General features: G+C 68.3%; 3 protein-coding genes and 1 pseudogene. 3 read left to right on the top strand and 1 reads right to left on the bottom strand.

Translation table 11 applies throughout. The annotated features are described in order from the left end of the window. Positions 1–407: 407 nt before the first annotated feature. Genes EQG76_RS09635 through EQG76_RS09625 form a run of 3 tightly spaced genes read left to right on the top strand, consistent with a single transcriptional unit; the run spans position 408 to position 3,539 of the window. Positions 408–1,067 (top strand): RraA family protein, encoded by a 660-nt coding sequence (locus EQG76_RS09635; protein ID WP_200840690.1) that lies wholly within the window; start codon positions 408–410, stop codon positions 1,065–1,067. A 13-nt stretch (positions 1,068–1,080) separates the two neighbouring features. After that, the gene (locus tag EQG76_RS09630; RefSeq protein ID WP_159712829.1) at positions 1,081–1,827 is read left to right on the top strand and encodes a FadR/GntR family transcriptional regulator; all 747 of its coding nucleotides are present in this window, start codon (positions 1,081–1,083) and stop codon (positions 1,825–1,827) included. Next, positions 1,827–3,539: an IlvD/Edd family dehydratase gene (locus EQG76_RS09625; protein WP_159712833.1), complete on the top strand. Its 1,713-nt coding sequence runs from the start codon at positions 1,827–1,829 to the stop codon at positions 3,537–3,539. Before EQG76_RS09630 ends, EQG76_RS09625 begins: the two co-directional genes overlap by 1 nt. Before the next feature lie 24 nt (positions 3,540–3,563). On the opposite strand, the pseudogene EQG76_RS09620 reads toward EQG76_RS09625, so the two are convergent. Continuing rightward, positions 3,564–3,759 (bottom strand): annotated as a pseudogene (locus EQG76_RS09620) (glutamate dehydrogenase); the annotation flags it as partial.

The raw sequence follows: 3,759 nt of genomic DNA, 5'->3' as shown, positions 1-3,759 counted from the left end.
CCGGCAGAACATGCACAGGCGCGGTCAGCGGGGGATGTTCCCGTCGCCGCCTGCCAAAGCCGCTGCGGCTAGCACATAATGAACTGCTGAAGCAGCACAAGACAGGTTTGGGTGAATTTCCGGAAAGATGCAACCGGACCACATGTTCTCCGCGCTGCTGTATAACCAAAGGTATACGTTGCGCAGCTATATCGAATGTTGCAGGCCGGACAGACGAACGGCCAACAACTCCCTATTAATGCTTGACAGCAATATCCCGAACCCCGCGACACAACCGGCGAGCCCACCGTGCGTTCCCGCGGGTGCCGGTATAGCGGGCACAAAATAATCATTGGGTGATATGGACTATTTGACCCGATGAAAAGCCGCTAGAACGGGTACAGACGCGGCCCAAGGGGAGTATGCATGTGACCGACGCAACCGATGAGCTGACCCGGCGCCTGGACGCCTGCTATTCCGGTGCCATCTATGACGTGCTCCGCGACATGGGGCGGCCGAACTGCGTGCTGCCGGCGGAGATCCGCGCGATCGACCCGGACACGCGTGTGGCCGGCCGGGTGTTCACGCTCCGCGGCCGGGCCGATGACCGGATCGGCGCGCATGAGAGCCTGCTCGCCTGGACCGAGTTCCTGAGCGTGGCCCCCAAGGGCCATGTCGTGGTCTGCCAGCCGCAGGACAAGGGCCGGGCCCTGATGGGTGAGCTTTCGGCCGAGACCCTGCAGCACCGGGGGATTCGCGGCTACATCGTGGACGGCGGCAGCCGGGACAACGCCTTCATCCGCAAGTTCGGCTTCCCGGTCTTCTCCAGCTTCCAGAGCCCGCGGGACATCGTCGCCGCCTGGCGGCCGGAGGCATTCGGCGAGCCCATCACCATCGGCGGCGTCCTGATCGCCACCGGCGACTATATCCTGGCCGACATCGACGGAATCGTGGTGATCCCGGGCGATCTGGCGGAGGAAGTGGTCGGCCGGGTCGAACAGGTGGTGCAGACCGAGAACCTGGTGCGCAAGGCGATCCTGGAAGGGGTCGACCCCAAGGAGGCCTATCTGCGCTACGGGAAGTTCTAAAAAAGGCGGGAACGTGGCCCGCGAGAGCCTGACCGAGCGGGTGGTCCGGCAGATCGGCACGGCCATCGTCCGGGGCGATCATCCGCCGGATAAGGCCTTGCCGGTCGAGCCCGCCATTGCCGCCACGCTCGGCGTCAGCCGCAACCTTGTGCGCGAGGCGGTCAAGACGCTGGTGGGCAAGGGGCTGCTGCGCACCGGCAGGCGGGCCGGCACGATCGTGCAGCCGCCCGCTGCATGGAACCTGCTGGACCCGGACGTGCTGGCCTGGACGCTGGCCGCCGACGCGCTGCGCGACGATCTGCTGGCCGAGATCGCCTCCTTGCGCAGCATGATCGAGCCGGAGGTCGCGGCGCTGGCGGCCAGCCGGGGCGGCACCGTCGAGATCCTGCGCCTGATGGAGGCGCTGGAGGACATGGAGCGGCATCGGGACGACCCGGTGAGGGCGGTGGCTGCCGATATCGGCTTCCACCGCTGCCTGTTCGCCGCGTCGGGGCACCGCCTGGCGATGAGCCTGCTGCCGGCGTTCACCGTGCTGCTGCAGGCCAATTTCGACCTGGCGATCCAGGCGCAGGGCGGGTTCGCCCGCAATCTCGCGGTGCATCGCGCGGTGGCCGAGGCGATCCATGCTCGCGAGCCGGACAAGGCGCGGGCGGCGATGCGCCGGCTGCTCGCCAACAACGAGGACGATCTCGCCCGGATCATGTCGGGCCGCCGTAGCCGGGCGGCAGGCCAGGATCAGGTGGCAGGGGAAGGACGATGATGCGCAAGCTGCGCTCGCACGCCTGGTTCGGCGGGCTCGACAAGGACGGCTTCATCCACCGGAGCTGGATGAAGAACCAAGGCCACCCCGACGAGATGTTCGACGGGAGGCCGGTGATCGGCATCTGCAACACCGCCTCCGACCTCACCCCCTGCAACACCCATTTCCGCGGCCTGGTCGAGCATGTGAAACGGGGCGTCTACGAGGCGGGCGGCTTTCCGGTCGAGTTTCCGGTCTTCTCCTGCGGTGAATCCAACCTGCGCCCGACTGCCATGCTGTTCCGCAACCTGGCGTCGATGGACGTGGAGGAGGCGATCCGCGGCAACCCGATCGACGGCGTGGTACTGCTGGCCGGCTGCGACAAGACCACGCCGGCCCTGCTGATGGGGGCGGCCAGCTGCGACCTGCCCACCATCCTGCTCTCGGGCGGGCCGATGCTGAACGGCCATTACCGCGGCCGCACGATCGGCTCTGGCACCGACGTCTGGAAGCTGTCCGAGGACGTGCGCGCGGGCGTGATCTCGCTGGGCGAGTTCATGTCAGCGGAGAGCGCCATGTCCCGCTCGCCCGGCCACTGCATGACCATGGGCACCGCGTCCACTATGGCGAGCATGGCCGAGGCTCTGGGCGTCACGCTCAGCGAGAACGCGGCCTATCCGGCGGTGGATGCCAGGCGGGCGCGGCTGGCCCACCTGACCGGGCGGCGGATCGTGCAGATGGTGGTGGACGACCTGCGCCTGTCGAGGATCCTGACCCCAGCCGCCTTCGCCAATGCCATCCGGGTCAATGGTGCGATCGGCGGCTCGACCAACGCGGTGGTGCATCTGCTGGCGATCGCCGGGCGGGTCGGCGTGGATCTCACCCTAGAGGACTGGGACAGGCTGGGCCGGGACGTGCCCTGCCTGCTCGACCTGATGCCGTCCGGCCGGTTCCTGATGGAGGATTTCTGCTATGCCGGCGGGCTACCGGCCTTGATGAGCCGGATCGCCGACCTGCTGGAGCTGGACGCGCTCACGGTCAGCGGCCGAACGCTGGGCGAGAACATCGCGAGCGCGCAGGTGTTCGACGACGAGGTGATCCGGCCGCGCGACCGCCCGCTGGCGGCCCAGGGCGGCATTGCCGTGCTGCGCGGCAACCTGGCGCCGGGCGGAGCGATCATCAAGCCGTCCGCGGCGACGCCGGAGCTGATGCAGCATCGCGGCCGGGCGGTCGTGTTCGAGGACATCGACGACTACAAGCGCCGCGTCGACGATCCGGCGCTGGAGATCGATCCAAGCTCGGTCATGGTGCTGAAGAACTGCGGGCCCAAGGGCTATCCGGGCATGGCCGAGGTCGGCAACATGGCGCTGCCGAAGAAGCTCCTGCAGCAGGGGATCCGCGACATGGTGCGGATTTCGGATGCCCGGATGAGCGGCACGGCGTTCGGCACGGTCGTGCTGCACACCGCGCCCGAGGCGGCGGCCGGCGGGCCGATCGCCCTGGTCCGGGACGGCGATCCCATCGAGTTGGACGTGGCCACCCGGCGCCTGCATCTCGCGGTGGACGAGGCCGAGCTGGCCAGCCGCCGTGCCGTCTGGACCGCACCCGAGCCTGCGATGGGCTCAGGCTACCAGAGGCTCTATGTCGACCATGTGCTCCAGGCCGACCGGGGAGCCGACCTGGACTTCCTGGTGGGCTGCCGGGGTGCCGCCGTGCCACGCGAAAGCCACTGAGAGCAGCACGCGGCCGTTGGGCTCTCACTCGGCCGAAAAGAAGTTCTGGGTCCCGTGCGCCTCGATGGCAGCCGCGATCCGGCGCAGCGCGTGGATGTAGGCGGCCGTGCGCATCGGGACGCCCTTCTCCTGGGCGGTGCGCCAGATCTCGCGGCCCTCGCGCTCCATGATGGTGCGCAGCCGGGAATGGACCTCGCCCAGCTCCCAGTAATAGCCCTGC

Origin of the sequence: Geminicoccus flavidas, assembly GCF_009806515.1 — a bacterium.
Lineage (GTDB): Bacteria > Pseudomonadota > Alphaproteobacteria > Geminicoccales > Geminicoccaceae > Geminicoccus > Geminicoccus flavidus.
Note: the sequence above shows the minus strand (reverse complement) of the source record. Positions and strands in the feature narration are given on the sequence as shown.

What these genes read in the sequence shown, in the direction of transcription:
- EQG76_RS09625 (WP_159712833.1), top strand. Translation starts at nt 1,827, where the DNA reads ATGCGCAAGCTGCGCTCGCACGCCTGGTTCGGCGGGCTCGACAAGGAC.